At 59.2% G+C, this 16,014-nt stretch carries 15 protein-coding genes and 1 pseudogene; 7 read left to right on the plus strand and 9 right to left on the minus strand.

Annotation, left to right across the window (positions count from 1 at the left end; genetic code table 11):
• Positions 1–398: 398 nt before the first annotated feature.
• The 4 genes from ML_RS19025 to fdxA form a co-directional block, all read right to left on the minus strand.
• A complete protein-coding gene (locus tag ML_RS19025) occupies positions 399–707 on the minus strand; it encodes a hypothetical protein (protein WP_041322816.1) in 309 nt (102 codons plus the stop codon).
• A gap of 417 nt (positions 708–1,124) precedes the next feature.
• Entirely contained in the window at positions 1,125–1,334 is a 210-nt protein-coding gene (locus tag ML_RS19030) for a hypothetical protein (RefSeq protein WP_145985186.1), read from the minus strand.
• Positions 1,335–1,484: 150 nt separating this feature from the next.
• Positions 1,485–2,570, minus strand: a complete 1,086-nt coding sequence (dapC, locus tag ML_RS07540) for a succinyldiaminopimelate transaminase (RefSeq protein WP_162618329.1) — start codon at positions 2,568–2,570, stop codon at positions 1,485–1,487.
• Positions 2,571–2,625: 55 nt separating this feature from the next.
• On the minus strand, positions 2,626–2,952 hold the full coding sequence (gene fdxA, locus ML_RS07545) for a ferredoxin (protein WP_010908368.1): 327 nt from the start codon (positions 2,950–2,952) through the stop codon (positions 2,626–2,628).
• Between the two features lie 977 nt (positions 2,953–3,929).
• Here fdxA and ML_RS19035 point away from each other — a divergent pair.
• The 4 genes from ML_RS19035 to ML_RS15965 all read left to right on the plus strand — a co-directional run bounded on the left by ML_RS19035 (position 3,930) and on the right by ML_RS15965 (position 6,015).
• On the plus strand, positions 3,930–4,124 hold the full coding sequence (locus tag ML_RS19035; protein WP_414085476.1) for a hypothetical protein: 195 nt from the start codon (positions 3,930–3,932) through the stop codon (positions 4,122–4,124).
• A gap of 414 nt (positions 4,125–4,538) precedes the next feature.
• Entirely contained in the window at positions 4,539–4,661 is a 123-nt protein-coding gene (locus ML_RS19040; protein ID WP_414085477.1) for a hypothetical protein, read from the plus strand.
• Between the two features lie 368 nt (positions 4,662–5,029).
• Positions 5,030–5,494: a hypothetical protein gene (locus ML_RS19045; RefSeq protein WP_414085478.1), complete on the plus strand. Its 465-nt coding sequence runs from the start codon at positions 5,030–5,032 to the stop codon at positions 5,492–5,494.
• A 359-nt stretch (positions 5,495–5,853) separates the two neighbouring features.
• Complete coding sequence (locus ML_RS15965) at positions 5,854–6,015, plus strand: hypothetical protein (protein WP_156511923.1); 162 nt, start codon at positions 5,854–5,856, stop codon at positions 6,013–6,015.
• Between the two features lie 123 nt (positions 6,016–6,138).
• On the opposite strand, the gene ML_RS07555 is transcribed toward ML_RS15965, so the two are convergent.
• Entirely contained in the window at positions 6,139–8,730 is a 2,592-nt protein-coding gene (locus ML_RS07555) for a bifunctional FO biosynthesis protein CofGH (protein ID WP_010908369.1), read from the minus strand.
• Between the two features lie 281 nt (positions 8,731–9,011).
• On the opposite strand from ML_RS07555, the gene ML_RS14015 reads away from it, so the two are divergent.
• Positions 9,012–9,272 carry a PE family protein gene (locus ML_RS14015; protein WP_269147005.1) on the plus strand — a complete coding sequence of 87 codons (261 nt, stop codon included), beginning with the start codon at positions 9,012–9,014 and terminating at the stop codon, positions 9,270–9,272.
• Complete coding sequence (locus ML_RS14020; RefSeq protein WP_165443161.1) at positions 9,256–9,483, plus strand: hypothetical protein; 228 nt, start codon at positions 9,256–9,258, stop codon at positions 9,481–9,483. The genes ML_RS14015 and ML_RS14020 overlap by 17 nt, the downstream gene beginning before the upstream one ends.
• A gap of 413 nt (positions 9,484–9,896) precedes the next feature.
• Here the strand turns inward: ML_RS14020 and ML_RS07565 are convergent, their stop codons facing one another.
• Together ML_RS07565 and mshB are read right to left on the minus strand one after the other, a co-directional pair.
• On the minus strand, positions 9,897–10,250 hold the full coding sequence (locus tag ML_RS07565) for a hypothetical protein (RefSeq protein ID WP_010908370.1): 354 nt from the start codon (positions 10,248–10,250) through the stop codon (positions 9,897–9,899).
• 164 nt (positions 10,251–10,414) lie between these two features.
• A complete protein-coding gene (mshB, locus tag ML_RS07570; RefSeq protein ID WP_010908371.1) occupies positions 10,415–11,341 on the minus strand; it encodes an N-acetyl-1-D-myo-inositol-2-amino-2-deoxy-alpha-D-glucopyranoside deacetylase in 927 nt (308 codons plus the stop codon).
• A 203-nt stretch (positions 11,342–11,544) separates the two neighbouring features.
• On the opposite strand from mshB, the pseudogene ML_RS19050 reads away from it, so the two are divergent.
• Positions 11,545–12,125 (plus strand): annotated as a pseudogene (locus tag ML_RS19050) (TetR/AcrR family transcriptional regulator); the annotation flags it as partial.
• A 22-nt stretch (positions 12,126–12,147) separates the two neighbouring features.
• On the opposite strand, the gene ML_RS07580 reads toward ML_RS19050, so the two are convergent.
• Together ML_RS07580 and typA are read right to left on the minus strand one after the other, a co-directional pair.
• Positions 12,148–13,968, minus strand: a complete 1,821-nt coding sequence (locus ML_RS07580; protein WP_162618330.1) for an ABC transporter family substrate-binding protein — start codon at positions 13,966–13,968, stop codon at positions 12,148–12,150.
• Positions 13,969–14,067: 99 nt separating this feature from the next.
• Positions 14,068–15,954: a translational GTPase TypA gene (typA, locus tag ML_RS07585; protein WP_010908373.1), complete on the minus strand. Its 1,887-nt coding sequence runs from the start codon at positions 15,952–15,954 to the stop codon at positions 14,068–14,070.
• Between the last annotated feature and the right edge of the window lie 60 nt (positions 15,955–16,014).

The raw sequence follows: 16,014 nt of genomic DNA on the forward strand, positions 1-16,014 counted from the left end.
GGCGCACGTAAGCATGTCGGTGGTGGGTGCTGCTTGGTCTACATGTTGATGATGCCAGGGGCTGGGCACCTGGGCTGTGCTGAAGGCGATATCGATGCAGGCGTGAGTGTGAGGATAGTTGTTAGCGCCGCGGGGTAGGGGCGTTTTAGTGTGCATGTCATGGCCTTGAGGTGTCGGCGTGGTCAATGTGGCCGCACCTGAACAGGCACGTCCCCGTGCACGGTATAACTATTCGCACCTGATGTTATCCCTTGCACCATTTCTGCCGCTGGTATCGGTGTCGGCGGCTTGTTGACCGGCCCTCAGCCAGCAAGCAGGCATGCCGCCGGGTGCAGCAGTATCGTGTTAGTGAACAGTGCATCGATGATCCGGCCGTCGGCGGCACATACGGCAACCTTCTAGCGCAGATCAACCACCCACACCCCACCAGCCCACCACAACACCACCCAAACCAAACCAGCAAAAAATAACCACCAAATGACCATCGCCGAGAATCCGGTAAAACTGGTGTTTGCACTGGTGAACAAAATGGCAGCCCATACCACCTGGAAGAGGCCATAGAAGAAGTTGGCGATTACCCCGTTGTTAAAGACCACGCGAATAACCTGAGACAAAACCAATGGATGTTCATCGACATACGGTGTTGCGTGGGTAACAAACGCCAGGCACACAACATCAGCCAGCAAGAATCCAAGCACCGCATACATGACAGTGAGAACGCAACTCGCGTTGAAGCCCTGCGGTTTTCGGCAGAAATCAGTCGTATTCGAGATCGCCTCAACACCGGCCAGTTACGAACCCCCGTTAGCGAACGCACGCAACACGGTCAGGATCGTCGCGCCCATCACCAGCCCGCTTCCCTGCTGCCCCGGCACCGGTCCGACCAGCTGATACGGATAGTATGTCAGTAATTCCCTGTACTATATTCGCGGATGACGCCGACCATGATTGCCAAGGCTTCCATGAAGATGGACGCATAAGTAGCCACCGCGAACAGCGTCCACATTTCGCGGAGGCCGTGCAAACGCGCTTTAGGAGATCAGCAGCGCCATAACAGACGATGATGTCCAGGCTGTAGAAACCCAACACGGGGATCGCCGGCACCACCGCAACCGTCCCGGCCGTCACGTGTACCACACACTCTGGACCACATAGTCGATCAGCAAGGAGGCCGCTGCGATCTGCTCCAGTAGGTGAAAGTTACTCAAGCACAACTTGTTAGACCATTTCATGGACCTCAAGTCCTCGGTGATTAGTGACTTGCCCAGGGCGATAAACTCGGCTATGTCACCAAACGACAGCAGGATGCGCAGCTTGCCAACCGAAGATGTCACGACCACATTCCTTACCCCACGGTTGAGGATGACGACATAGCTTTAATGCACTTTACCGTTTGCTCCCAGGCTCTTTCAAATTCAAACCGAAACGTCAACAGCACTAAAGACAGATCGACGAGGCAAACATCACGGCGTTGCTCCGGTGATCTAGCTGAGCCGCGCGACGACGGCAGCGATCCGCTCATCGCTGGCGGTCAGAGCCACCCTCACATGCTGACAACCACCGGGGCCGTAGAATTCGCCGAGCGCCACCAGGATTCCACGCTGGGCGAACCACTCAACGCTATCCCGACAAGGCTCACCACGGCTGGCCCACAGGTACAAGCCGGCCTCGGAATGATCAACGGTAAAACCGGCTGATACGACCGCGGGCAACAAAACATCCCTTCGACGAGCGTAGCGGTCTCGCTGCTCGCGTTCGTGAGCGTCGTCCCCAAGGGCGGCGACCATGGCCGCCTGCACCGGAGTCGGCACCATCATCCCGGCGTGTTTGCGTACCGCCAGCAGCTCAGCAACCAAGTCCGGATCTCCAGCAACAAAACCCGCCCGATATCCGGCCAACGACGAGCTCTTTGACAGCGAGTGCACCGCCAGCAGCCCAGTATGGTTGCCGTCACAAACCAAAGGGTGCAACACCGAGAACGGCTCGGCGTCCCAACCTAAACCCAGGTAGCACTCGTCAGAAACCACCACGACACCACGATTGCGCGCCCATCCCACCATCTTGCGCAAGTGGTTCACGGCGAGTACTTGGCCGGTCGGGTTGCTCGGAGAGTTGAGGTAGAACAGCGCCGGGGACTGCAGGCCCAGCTGGGTCAACGAATCCGCACGCAGCACCCGTGCTCCGGCCAACCGGGCGCCAACATTATATGTCGGATACGCCAGTTCCGGCACCACAACCACGTCGCCGGCGCGCAGGCCCAGCAGGGTCGGCAACCAGGCGATCAGTTCCTTGGTGCCAATCACAGGTAGCACGGCCGCCTCAGTGAGTCCGGTGATGCCGTAGCGGCGGTCCAACGCTGCCACGGCCGCCTCACGCAGCCGCGCAGTGCCGGCCGTAGTGGGATATCCCGCTACGGAGCTCGCGGCAGCAAGAGCTTCTTGAATCAGCGGCGCTACGGGATCGACCGGGGTGCCAACGGACAGGTCGACAATACCGTCGGGATGACTCTCGGCGACGGCTTTCGCATCGGCCAAGGTATCCCAGGGAAACACCGGCAAGGTAGCCGACACTCGCCCAAAGGGGGACACGCACCCCTCCCTGCTAGCTTCTCCAACGCCGTCCGACTCAATCGCCTTCGCCCTGCGGCGCGAGGTTCTTGATCACTTGCGGATCATTCTCAGCCATACCGACCTTTGCCGCGCCGCCCGGCGATCCCAACTCAACAAAGAAATCGACGTTGATCTGCGTGTAATGGCTCCACTGTTCGGGCACGTCGTCTTCGTAATAGATCGCTTCGACCGGGCAGACCGGTTCGCACGCCCCACAGTCGACGCATTCGTCAGGGTGGATGTACAGCATCCGGGCGCCCTCGTAGATGCAATCGACCGGGCACTCCTCAATGCACGCCTTGTCTTTGATGTCGACACAGGGTTCGGCTATCACGTACGTCACAGACGTCTCCTCCGTGTACTGTTTGGTGTGGGTTGCTTATTCGCCTCGCCACGGCACGTGCAAGCCACTTTCCCGGACAAAGCGTTCGGTTACTGATACTAGACGTTGCACATACACGTCAACTACTGGGCACAATCGTCACAATTCCTAGAAGTCTAGGGTCGTAGTTACACAGCACCGTGCGTTACGATTTATACTGCCCGAGTAGCGCTGTCCCACGCGATCCTAGGCTAGCTGTGCGAGCACGGCTAGCCTAGGATACGAACTGGCGCACCGATTTGATCGCTGGATACACGCCACAAAAGTCACCCGGCCCAGCCAACCCGACGTCAATAGAGACAGGGCTGAGATGGATCCCGGGTGGCCGTCAAACCACTCAGCGACATCCGAGCTGAAAAACAACATGATCGATCGGTTCGACAAGGTTATTCAGGCACTTCAAGAGCCTCCGGAGGACTCCAACGGACGCCATGACTAAAAAACTCTCCCCGCAGTGGAATCCCTACCCAGTCTTGAACCTTGTTATCTCGGTTGGCCGTTGGCTTTACTATGTTGCGCAATCGGGTGGTCATGGGGCCGATGTATGCCGGACGGGAAGACCGAATTCACCATATCGATCGACTCGTCGCATACTTCACCAAACACGTACATGGAGGGCTCTGACAGATCATTACCGGGAGGCAACGCACCGAACCGCACCGGCTTGCTGCTGCCATTCGCATCGGAAATGGTTTCCTTCCCACAAGCCCGACGGCATCGTCGTGTCACCATACACGTCCAACGAACCGGGCGTCGAAATCCTGTTGCAGATCCTACACGCAGAACGTTACGCCTACCATCCACTTTCAGTCAGCGTGTCGTCAATCAACCCGTTCCGGCCACGAGCGCTGTCGTCTCGGGGCATCGAAGCAACGATCGCCGATTTTGCCCGCTGCACTTAACTGGCTCGCGAAGCCAGCTATGATGGAGTCGAAATCATGGGCATCGGAGGATGCCTGGTCAACCAGTTTCTAGCACCGCGCACCAACAAACGCACCGAATTCTTTGGAGTGGCGCACCGGCCAACCGCAGCTCGCTCCCGGTCGAGATCGTGCTCCGCCCCCGTGCTGTCGTCGACCCCGATTGCATCACTTGTTACCGGATGTCATGGTCAACTACGTCGAGGACTGTAAAAGCTGAGACGAGATCATCGCGTTGACGACCGAAGTGCAGACCGCAGGCGCGACCATGATCAACTCCGACTTCGGTTGGCACGAGGCCCGGGCACCGAAGGATCATCACTTAGGTGCCTAACAACGCCTTCATTGGTATCAGCGACGCTGTCGCCCGACCACGTCAGCATCCCGGTGGTGGCATCCAACATGTATTAGCATGCCGTAAGCCTCCGACCAGATCGGAGCCGAGAGACCCGGTGCAGCCTGATTCGATGGCCCAACCGTTGCTGAGCGACCCGGAGTGGGTACGCAAGAGCGCGACGGACCGTTCCGAGAAAATCAATACCTGCCTCGCCTGCAATCAGACTTGCCTCGTCCACGCATTCGCAAAAAATGGTGTCCTGCCCCCGAGCCGAGCGCAAGATGCAACTAATGCTGTCCCCGGCCCGGCGCACCCACTCAGTGGCCGTCATCGAGACCGGTCCGGCCGAACTGGGCGCAGCGGTGATCATCACCCAGCGCGGGCACCAGATAATATTATATCAAGGCCAATGATTTCATCAGCGGCCAGTTCGACATGGCCCGCCGCAGTCCCGACAACGAAGAATTTAACGAGACCATCCGCTACTGCACAACGATGCTGGAAAAACACGGTGTAGTGGTGCGGCTGGGTATTCGGGTGTCGGCGATCGACGTAACGGGGTACGAAATTGTCGTACTGGCTACTGGATTGGCACCACGCATTCCGGCCATCCCTAGCATTTACCCACCCGATGTTAATGACCTACGCCGAAGCGATTATGAGCAGCAAGCCGGTCGAACGAACCGTGGCGGTAGGTCGGGGCCGGAAGCACCGGCTTCGACATCAGCGAACTCCTGGTTACCGAACAATCACCTACCCGAGACTCTAAAGACCTCAAAGCGTGGAAAGCCGAATGGACTTCGCGGATCTCCAAAAACCACACGGCGCGCTGACCACCCCGGCGCCCGCACAGCCCGCTCATCAAGTAGACCTGCTGCAACGCAGCAAAGTTCCACAGGGCAAACAGTTCGGCAAAACCAGCGGATGGATGCACCGAGCATTGTTAAAGACCAAAGGCGTTCCCCAACTCTCCGGAGTGAATTACGATCGGATTCACCGACGACGGTCTGCACATCCATATTTCAGACCGAACCGGCAGCGCCCACGACTGCTCGCAGTTGACAATGTGGTGCTCTGGGCGTACCAGGAGTCGGTCCGCGATCTGGAAAATGCACTAAGAACTGCAGATATCGACCTAAACATCACCGGCGGAGCGGCCTTTGCCGCGGAGCCGGACGCAAAGCGCGCCATCATGCATAGCACAGAGCTGGCGGCCCGGCTCGGGCGTGAGGGCCCATTTCGCTGACCACAAACCAAGTCAGCAGGCCACCGAACTACAGATAATCACGTCCGGAGCGTGGTCGCCGACATTTCTTGCATCGGAAGTAAGTCACGGGGGGAGTTGGTAGCCGTGATCGCAGACGGCAGCCACTGGGGAGATGCCCGTAGCCGTCTTGTTGGCGATGCAATAACTGGGGAAGGTGCCCACATGGTTAGGTCTTTAGCCAAATAGCTGTTACTCTGGGCAGAGTAGCGCTAGCCACTACGGCTTAAGATTTGCATCCGCAGATCCACTGCAACACACGCGCTGTAATTACGGGCAAGTGCTGTCGCTCAACCCGCCGGATCCGGGTGCTATCGCACAATTAAACTTATTCATACTCAATGGCGCAGAACTATTTGCATCAGTTCCTGGTCGCTCCGCCAGCGCAACACGCGCAGATAGCAGCAGATAAGAATTATGCCGGGGCTGCGCAATACTTCGACCTGTTTGAGCAGATAACTGACATCTGCAACAACTACATGAGCCGCTCAGTAACCGCTTAGCAGATGGTGTTCTCCCACGTCACGACAAAGGTTGTGCCAAGTATCGTATTCACGTCACGCCACTAGACTGGGACACCTCCCGCTTGCGGGAGAAGAGAACACCCGCCCTCGCGGATAAAAGATTTAAGCCCCTCGCAGGGCGTAGGTGGTGGTGCGCTGGCGGGCGGTGCGGCCGATGCCCTCCGCGATCGCTATCAACTCGGCGACGGTCTTGGCGGAACCGTATTCAGAACCGGCCATCCGCGAGATGGTCTCCTCCATCAACGTGCCTCCTAGGTCGTTGGCGCCCCCGTTAAGCATTGCCTGCGTGCGCTCCACGCCAAGCTTCACCCAGCTAGTTTGAATGTGAGAGATACGGCCGTGCAGCATAATTCGCGCCAGGGCATGAACGGCACGGTTGTCACGATGGGTGGGCCCCGGACGAGCTGCTCCGGCCAGGTACAACGGCGAATTCTGGTGCACGAAAGGCAATGGCACAAATTCGGTGAAGCCACCGGTGCGATCCTGGATATCGCGCAGGACTTGTAGGTGAGCCACCCAGTGGCGTGGCCCGTCGACATGGCCGTACATCATGGTCGACGAAGAGCGTAAACCCACCTCATGGGCCGTGGTGACGATCTCGATCCACATCGACGTCGGCAACTTGCCCTTAGTTAGTACCCAGCGCACTTCATCATCCAGGATTTCGGCGGCGGTGCCGGGAATGGTATCCAAGCCAGCCTCACGCAAACTGATCAGCCACTCACGAATACTAAAACCACTCTTGGCCACACCGTTGGCGATCTCCATCGGGGAAAACGCGTGCACATGCATCGAAGGGACCCGGGTTTTGACGGCGCGCACCAGATCGACGTAGCCAGTGACCGGTAGCTCGGGGTCGATACCACCCTGCATACATACCTCGGTGGCACCCTGGACGTGTGCCTCCCATGCGCGTTCAGCGACCTCCTCTCTAGACAACGAGTAGGCATCGGTGTCACCCTTGCGTTGGGCGAACGCACAGAACCGACAGCCGGTGTAACAGATATTGGTGAAGTTAATGTTACGATTCACCACGAACGTCACATCATCACCGACCACATCCCGGCGCAACGAATCTGCAAGTGCAGTAACAGCTTCCAGTGCAGGACCGTCGGCGGTGGCCAACGCCAGATACTCGTCGTCAGTGCAACCGGCGGGATCACGCTCAGCTGAGCGAAGTGCAGCGAGCACATCGGTATCGATGCGCTCCGGGGCGCAGTCGGCCAACTCGTGCACGTGGGCACGGATTGATTCCCAATCACCGAATGCGCTGTCGAGGTCGCTACGGGCTTCGGTGTTGCGGCCCTCGGTGTCGATCGCTGTATTGATATCCATCCGACCGGCGGACTCCACATCGTCGGGCTCCTGCCAGGGCATGCCGACCGGATTGACATCGCGAGCCAAGCCGGTCACCGGATCAGCCAGTGCCACAACATGACCCCGCACTCGTGGGTCGATCCATGCGGCACCTGCCTGCACGTATTTAGGTTGGGCAGTCAACCGCTGCACCAGGGTATAACCGGCCTCCGCTGTGACAGCAGCCAATTCATGCAAAGCAGGCCAGGGTCGTTCCGGATTGACATGGTCGGGTGTCAGTGGTGAGACACCGCCCCAGTCGTCAACACCGGCAGTAACCAACGCGAGACACTCCTCGCGCGACACCAGGTTCGGCGGCGCCTGAATACGCATAGCTGGACCCAGTACCAGCCGAGCAACAGCCACGGTTGCTAGGTAATCCTCGATCCTGGCATCCGGAACCGCAGCCATCGCAGTGTGTTCCTTGGCCCGGAAATTCTGCACGATTACTTCCTGGACATGGCCGAACTCCTTGTTCGACTTGCGGATCTCGTGCAACGTATCGGCACGCTCGGCCAACGTCTCGCCGATGCCGACCAGCAGACCGGTGGTGAACGGTATGGACAACCGACCCGCATCAGTCAGCACCCGCAACCGCACCGTCGGATCTTTGTCCAGACTGCCGTAGTGCGCGAGGCCTTTTGTTTCGAATAATCGTCGTGACGTCGTCTCCAGCATCATACCCATCGAAGGCGCCACCGGTTTGAGCCGCGACAGCTCAGACCAACTCATCACGCCAGGATTCAAATGCGGCAATAGGCCGGTCTCCTCCAACACGCGAATCGCCATCGCCCGCAAATAGGACAACGTGGAATCATAACCCCGTTCAGCGAGCCAGTCACGAGCTTGCGCCCAGCGATCCTCAGGCCGGTCACCGAGGGTGAATAGTGCCTCCTTGCAACCAAGTTCACTCCCACGACGAGCTAGATTGAGAATTTCGTTGGGTTCCAAGTACATCCCAGCACCTTGGGTACGCAGCATGTCTGGGGCGGTGACGAAAGTGCAGTAGTGGCAGCTGTCGCGGCACAGATGGGTGACGGGGATGAACACCTTCCTCGAATAGGTAATCGGCAACCGGCCGTCTGCACCGCGTCGCCCAGCCGTTTCGAGACCTACGTCGCGTACCCGAGCAGCACTGGCACAAAGGTCAGCCAGATCCTCACCACGTGCGGTCATCGCAACGACCGCCTCATCGATATTCAGCGCGAAACCGTCTCGAGCTCGGCGCAATACCCGCCGCAGCGCCGACGTATTAGGCTTGGGTGGAACGACAGGGCGAGAAAGAGCGATGGGCTCCTGGCTTTCAATCAGCGACACTTTGGTGTAACTTCCCCACAATCAAATTCCATCCACGACGTCCCAAACATATTCGCAACACTAGCGCCAAGCCACAGCTGGCACGCGGTCGAGTATCCCGCTGTCATCGCCGCGCAACGAGCGCTCAGCTAACCGTTTCGCGAATATCTCCGCTAAACAGCCGGAGATCGCGATACAATTCAGTCAATCAGGCACTACTTAGGCGATAGCCGCGCTGCTGCGAACGCACGGGGGATACGGGATGTCTTTCTGTATTCACCGCGCCAAATGCACTGCTTACTGCTACATCGGACTTAGCAGGTATGGGTTCCACGTTCAGCGCTGCCCACGCCGCAGCGACAGCCCCGAGAACCGGAATACTGGCCGCCGCAGATCAGGCATCGACGCAGATAGCCGCGCTATTCTCTCAGTATACACAGGGATATCGGCGGCTGAGAGCGCAGTTGGCCGCGTTTCATGAGCAATTCGTGCAGGCCGTGAGCACCAGTGCCCGCACATATGCGACGGCCGAGGCCAACGCCGTGCAAACAAACGCTGGTAAATTCGGTGAACAGACCCACTGAGCTGCTGCTAGGGCACCCGTTGCTCGGCAGCGACGATCACACGGTGGCCAGCAGCCTCTGGTCCAACGTCGCGGAACGCATCGAGAACCTCCTATTAGGCAACGCAGAGGTCGGGTTGACCAGCAACGCCAACTTCAGTTTCCCTAGCGGAGTTAGCCGCGCACCACACTGGCACCAGCGTGCCGGGACACCGATCTACCGGCGGTGCTAGTGGCCCCGCCGCTGCCGGGAACGTCCTGCTAAAGCCGGTGAATCTGACCAACGCTGCGGCAGTGCCCACGGCAACTGGATCTATCGGCAACGCGATCGATAACCTCATACCTTGGTGTTGGACCATGGGTGCAGTACGGTGTCAATCTGCTGTCTTACGTGGTGAGTTGGGTACCCTGGATCGACATCTTGGCACCGCAAATCAACTTTTTATACTACCTGTTCGAGCCCATGGCGCAAAGCGTCTTGTTCAGCACAATCGACTGGCTAGGCGGAACAATCACCTTCAGTCAAGGGCTGAGTAATTTCTGGGCAGTCACCACAGCGTCGACCAAATCAATTCATCCAGGCTGAGATCAACTGGGTGCTTAGTTTCCCTCCCACTGCTGCCGCCCCTCCCGTACACCGATTCCATTAGCCGTAGCGATTACACCGCCAAAGTACACACGCCGGCGGCGAAACGCCCAACAAAATCAGCCACAGTGCTCCGGAGGCCATTACACTTTGCCCCGAAACGACATCAACGCCAGGACCACCTAAGCTGAGTAACCCGACGGTGAGCAGCCACACCCACAAGGGCAACGCAACCAACCACGGTGACCTCGTCCAGAGCCTGGCGGCCCATACCAGCACCGCATTGACCAATCCACTGATCAGACCGCTAATGGGAAACGGAACAGAACCGATATAGAGAGGCATCAGCATCGCCCCGACTACTGCAGACAAAACCCCATCGGCAGCAAAAAGCACCAGGACAACGATGCGCATGACAGGCCCTGACGCGGCGCGTAACTGGTTTCGGTCAAGTCGGGACACTGTCGATATACCAGAACACAGATGCGATTTCCCACGGCAGACTGTCGAGTCGGTCCTGCCAATGCTGCAGGTCGGGGTACACAACCAGTTCCTTCCGCAGATACCTTATTGGCAGTTTACCGCGCATCAAATCCATCCAGACATAGTCCCGCTAGCAAATCAGTTTCCCAACCGCGCTCATCGCGATTTCCCGCGGAGCCGGCGGCGAGAACATAGTGCTCTTGTGCGAAAATTGGCATCACCATGTTGTTCGACAAGGCACAGGCCCGGCCGGTCGGGCCAACGACGACTTGGGTGGCGTGTGCCGTCAAAGCCGCCGTCTTGGCTGCCCATACATCTGAGGTTGCTTCGACGACAGCATCTATGTCCTTATCTGAATATCCGAAATAGAACTCTTCACGCGGCGGGATCGTCCACTCGGGCCGCAAATCTTTGCCCTGCAGCGCGTTCATCCCAGCTTCAAATGCGCTGAGGGCGAAGACGGACCAGTAGAACTTCGGTACCTTCCACGGCTTGCCCGGGTATTCATCGGCACCGACCTCTAGGCCGGCCGCAACGCCAGAAGAAGCCACCGCGGCTGCGGTAATAAAGTGGGTGTGGACATGGTCGGGATGGCCGTACCCCCCGTGGGGATCATATGTCACCACGACGTGTGGACGCAGTTCGCGGATGATCGCAACCAGGGCCCCGACGGCCTCGTTTTCGTCGGCGTCGATGAACCGCTGACGACGCCGCGGCGCGGTGCCGCGCATGCCCGAGTCGCGCCAGCGACCCGCGCCACCAAGATAAATGGGTGCGCTGACCCCCAACGCCCGCAACGCTTCGGTGAGCTCAAAGATTCGGTAGCCACCGAGTTGGTCCGCATGATCGACGGTGAGCTCCGCCCAGCGGTCCCCGATGACCTCGCCTTCCTCACCGAGTGTGCACGTGACAACCTGCACTTGCGCCCCACGCGAGGTGTAGTGTGCGATGGTAGCACCGTTGCTGAGGCTCTCATCGTCGGGATGGGCATGCACGAACAGTAGCCGCGGCGTCTCAGACATGGACGCACCCTAACCGGAACACTAAACGTCGTCGAAAGTCACTTTAATTGCTTCTAATCCCTTACTTAACCCATATAGACGATGTCAAGTGCTCCGCGCTGCAGCATCCGACAACAGCAAACAGGAAAGCCAGCGGTTACTATCGAAAAATGGTCCAGCCCACCCGAAAGATCCCAAACGTCGGCCGAAGCCGCTAGTGAGACGAAGTCCTTGAACGTACCCTACTAAAGAAGCGACGTTGGCTGAGCTGGCTAAAGCCGGATACGGCAAGCTAACCACGAAGGGCGTCGTGGCACAAGCCCACACCGGCAAGGTGGTGTTGTACCACCGCTGAACCAGCAAACATGGCCTGGTACACGCCGCGCTGCGGCACGCGCTACCGTCATGGCCCGAACTGTGTATCAGTCGAGTTGGCAAAGAAGAACCTGCAGGTGATGTTTACCGCCCACCCTTGACGTCTAGGCCAACAAAACTGCCTTTCCCGGCCTGAACATCACAGGACATCACAGGCCAGCTCATTCACGAACCCGAGCTGCGGGGCAGCTTCGTCGACGCCGTGGTGACCCCCGCGTTTGAACATCGTCGATTCGATCCTGCAAGTCGCCGTTCACGACAACGACACGACCCAGCCACGTCCATTCCACTAACCGCCCAGACCGGGCCCGCGTTAATTAACCAGCACTTTCTGCTCACTGGGCTGTCGCCGAACCGACGCGAGCTGACGCTCATCGTCGACACTGTCATCCCGCCAAAAGTAGCAACGGCCGCGGCACAGACTAACTGACCTAGTTTTTGCGCGATTTTTTCTAAGACCCGATTTTGGTCCATTGGCCAGCGTCGCCGACGATACCGATCGGCACCGCTCCAGAAAGGCTGATGTTCTGCACACTCGGGCCAGCCACAACGATCGTGGTGTCCTGCAAGATCGGCAACACGGTCGACATGTTCCACAATCGTGGCTCAACCGCGGTGATCACGTCGTTGATGTTCTTGCTGCCATTGAGAGCGGCATCGATAGTCGCCTGTATACTATGATCGCAGATGCCAGTGAGATTCGATGGCGCCCGAACTAGCGTGCCGGGCTCGGGTGAGTGGCTGTTCGGTGGCTGCATCGGCCCAACAGGACCCACGAAACTGGCAGTCGGTGTATTGGAGGTCGACACCTCCGTTGCCTGCAATGCGGGGCAGCCGTACCGCGAAGCCAGCAACGTCGCCAGGTTTCCACCGGCCTGATGCCAGCCGACGATCGCATCCACCAGGTTATCGTTCAACGCGTCGCGATAAAGCACCACCGGATCTAGCGCCAGCACCGTGGCGGCGATACCGACATTACGCAACTGGTCGGCGGCCGTGTTAGCCACGGCCACTGACGTTGGATCGTTCGACGCGACGCCAATTACCAACGAAAGCTGTTCGCCGTCCTTGCTGATCCGGCCGTGAATGACTTCCAGCGGTCCGGTACTCACCGATGCTGTCGAGTTGGGCGTCGGCGAAGCCAACGTGATGGGATCGATCTGGAATCCAGACGCAATCAGCAACGCCATAGCCGCTGGCGTGGTCAGCGCCGGTGGCGCGGTCGGTTCATAGCCAGGGTCACTCGGTGATCGGGTCTGGGCCTGGTCCAACGTCACAGTGTTGTCGCTGCCCGCACCCACAGCGGCAAGCAAGTCAACGTCAAGCAATCCCAGAATCGCCTTGCGAATCCGGATATCGGCCAACTTGGGCACGTTGGCACGCAACGTGAACTGCATGACCCGCGGCGTCACAATCCGGGCAGTACGCACCCCGGGAATTGCGGACAACTGGGCAAAGGCGGCGGAGCCGCCATGCACCTGTGCCAGCTGAGTATCACCGTTGCGCACCGAATCGGCCAGTGTGGCTGGCGCACCAGCACGGCGGAAAAGGATGAGCCCGGGTTTGGCGGGAGGCCCCCAGTAGCGGTCATTGCGGGCTATCAGGATTTCGTCGCGCTGCGGGTCAATGTTCTCCACCCGAAACTGTCCGCCAGTGACCGGCAGCGTCCGAGCGAGCCCGGCCGCGAAACCGCCCGGCACGTCCTTAACGATGTGTGCCGGCAGGATATTACTGAATAACTCCCGCCAAGCCGGATAGGGTTGCGCGAAGGTGACGACCGCCTGCTTACCGCCCTCAAGTGACTGCACACCAGTGATCAGGTCATATCCTGCCGGATCGACAACGCCAGGCTGACTGACCATCTGCCGCCACAGGTACCAGAAGTCGTCGGCCGCGATTGGGGCATTGTCAGTCCACTGCGCCTCGGGCCGGATCTTGTAGGTCACCGTGAACGGATTTTGGTTGGTGACATCTGCGGACACCAGCACGGTCGGGTCCATGTCCCAGCGTAAGCCGGTAGGCGAGTTGGGATCGGTCGCCGGCCGAAATGCGCTCGGCAACACCAGCGCACTGATCGCCGCGTTCACCGCCGACAGATCAGACAGCAGATGCGGGTTGAAGCCAGCACCGATCGAGTCGATGCCCATGATGATCTGGGTTATCCGCGGCGGCAGTAGTGAACTTCGCGGCGTTTCGGTGCTTTGCGGCGCCGGTGGCGTGCTGACAGTGCACGCCACCAACATCAGATCTACCAGCGAAATCAGCACGCTCATCGTCGTTACAACGCGGCGGGCTCGTCTCGGCACGCCCTTCAGGGTATCGAGCACCGATCCAGCGGACCCAGTGTGCTAGCACAGCGCGCTACACTGGCACTAGCCTCGAACCTTGGCTCGGGCCCGGCCTCGGGCCCGGGCGTTGGATTCCAGTTCGATCTTGCGCACCCGCACAATCTCAGGGGTCACCTCAACACATTCGTCGAACGAGCAGAATTCCATCGCCCGCTCCAGGTCCAGCTCGAGCGGTTTGGTCAACGTCTCGATGACATTGGCGGTCGATGACCGCATGTTGGTCAGCTTTTTCTCACGAGTAACATTGATATCGAGATCTTCCGGACGAGGGTTGATTCCGACGACCATACCTTGGTAAGTGTCCTGGCCAGGCGACACGAAGAACTGACCCCGATCGGCAAGTTGGAGCAGAGCAAACGGCGTAATAGTACCCGGCCGGTCGGAAACCAGCGACCCCGTATCCCTGGCTCGGATCTCACCGGCCCACGGCCGATAGCTGTCGAACACAGCGTTAGCAATACCGGTGCCGCGTGTGAGGGTGAGGAAGTCGGTACGGAAGCCAATCAAGCCACGGCTGGGCACGATGAAGTCCATTCGCACCCAGCCCACAGCATGGTTGGCCATCTCCTCCATGCGGCCCTTACGGCCGGCCATCAACTGGGTGATCGCGCCGACGAACTCCTCGGGACAGTCGATCGTCATCACCTCGAATGGTTCGTGCAGTTTGCCATCGATCGTACGGGTGACCACCTGCGGCTTGCCGACCGTAAGCTCGAACCCTTCCCGACGCATCGTCTCAACAAGCACTGCCAACGCAAGCTCACCTCGGCCCTGCACCTCCCACGCATCGGGCCGTCCTATGTCCACCACACGGATCGAGATGTTGCCGACCAACTCAGCGTCCAGGCGGCCACGAACCATCCGCGCAGTCAACTTGTGGCCCGACACCTTGCCCGCCAGGGGCGAGGTATTGGTGCCGATCGTCACCGAGATAGCCGGCTCGTCTACGGTGATACGCGGTAGTGCATGAGCATGCTCGGGATCGGCCAACGTGTCACCGATCATGATCTCGGGCAGTCCCGCTACGGCTACGATATCCCCTGCCGTCGCTTCCTCTGTAGTGCTGCGCTCGACACCTTTGGTGACCAGCAACTCAGTGATCTTGGCGTCGGTGGTGACAGGCAGCCCGTCCACTTCACGCATCCAAGCCACCTGCTGCCCCTTGCGCAGCTTGCCGTTATAGATGCGGACCAAAGCAAGCCGACCGAGGAAGGCCGAGGCGTCCAAGTTAGTCACCAACGCCTGCAACGGCGCTTCGGGGTCACCCTTCGGCGACGGGATGTGCTCCATCAGCACGTCGAACAAGGGGTCGAGGTTGTCGCCCGTGGGCACAGCACCGTCAGCAGGCTGCTCGGTGCTGGCGATGCCGGCACGCCCGGACGCATACAACGTCGGCAGACCCAGCGCACGCTCGGCGGCCGCAGCCGCTTCCTCGTCAAGATCGGATGCGACGTCAAGCAACAGGTCGTGGCTGGCTTCCACCACCTCGGCGATGCGTGCGTCGGGACGATCTGTCTTGTTAACTACCAGAATCACCGGCAAATGCGCAGCCAGCGTCTTGCGCAGCACGAACCGCGTCTGCGGCAGCGGCCCTTCGGAGGCATCGACCAGCAACAACACCCCATCCACCATAGACAGCCCGCGTTCCACTTCACCGCCGAAGTCGGCATGGCCAGGCGTGTCGATAACATTGATCACCGTCACCGTACCGTCCGAATTGTGACAATGTACGGCCGTGTTTTTGGCCAGGATTGTGATGCCTTTTTCCCGTTCCAAGTCACCGGTATCCATCACGCGTTCCTGGACTTGACCGCGTTCGTGTAGCGCGCCGGACTGGCGTAGCATCGCGTCAACCAGCGTGGTTTTGCCGTGGTCGACGTGCGCGACAATGGCGACATTGCGGAATGGCACGTCGGTGATTGTGGCAGGTGCAGATTGCCGGCTCTCCCCCGCATGCGGAAATACCCCACC

This window comes from Mycobacterium leprae TN (assembly GCF_000195855.1).
Classification (GTDB): Bacteria; Actinomycetota; Actinomycetes; order Mycobacteriales; family Mycobacteriaceae; genus Mycobacterium; species Mycobacterium leprae.

Excerpts from the sequence above, each read along its gene's own strand:
- ML_RS14015 (WP_269147005.1), top strand. The coding sequence starts at position 9,012 with ATGGGTTCCACGTTCAGCGCTGCCCACGCCGCAGCGACAGCCCCGAGA.
- ML_RS07565 (WP_010908370.1), bottom strand. The coding sequence starts at position 10,250 with ATGCGCATCGTTGTCCTGGTGCTTTTTGCTGCCGATGGGGTTTTGTCT.
- ML_RS15965 (WP_156511923.1), top strand. The coding sequence starts at position 5,854 with ATGGCGCAGAACTATTTGCATCAGTTCCTGGTCGCTCCGCCAGCGCAA.
- ML_RS19025 (WP_041322816.1), bottom strand. The coding sequence starts at position 707 with ATGTATGCGGTGCTTGGATTCTTGCTGGCTGATGTTGTGTGCCTGGCG.
- ML_RS07580 (WP_162618330.1), bottom strand. The coding sequence starts at position 13,968 with ATGAGCGTGCTGATTTCGCTGGTAGATCTGATGTTGGTGGCGTGCACT.
- ML_RS19035 (WP_414085476.1), top strand. The coding sequence starts at position 3,930 with ATGGGCATCGGAGGATGCCTGGTCAACCAGTTTCTAGCACCGCGCACC.
- ML_RS19040 (WP_414085477.1), top strand. The coding sequence starts at position 4,539 with ATGCTGTCCCCGGCCCGGCGCACCCACTCAGTGGCCGTCATCGAGACC.
- mshB (WP_010908371.1), bottom strand. The coding sequence starts at position 11,341 with ATGTCTGAGACGCCGCGGCTACTGTTCGTGCATGCCCATCCCGACGAT.